Source organism: Hymenobacter terrenus, assembly GCF_000972495.1.
Lineage (GTDB): Bacteria > Bacteroidota > Bacteroidia > Cytophagales > Hymenobacteraceae > Hymenobacter > Hymenobacter terrenus.
Genome location: NZ_LATM01000171.1, coordinates 1 through 204, shown reverse-complemented (window position 1 = coordinate 204; position 204 = coordinate 1). Strand labels below are relative to the sequence as shown.

Genomic DNA, 204 nt, shown 5'->3' with positions numbered 1-204 from the left:
CTCACTAAGCTGCTTGCCCGCTTTCCTGACTATACGATTGTTGACCGGCCAACGCCGGAACTCCTCGCCCACTACCGTGACTTGGTGCCCCCGGAAATTCTGGCGGTCTGGGAGCAATACGGGTTTGGTACTTTTTGCGACGGCTACCTGAAGGTGGTGAACCCCGAGGACTACGCCGACCTGCTGGCCGATACCTATCAGCTT

At 57.8% G+C, this 204-nt stretch carries 1 protein-coding gene; it reads left to right on the top strand.

What is annotated here, in order from left to right; genetic code table 11:
• Positions 1-204: GAD-like domain-containing protein (locus WX88_RS26985; protein ID WP_197077002.1), on the top strand; the 204-nt coding region annotated here is incomplete at both ends.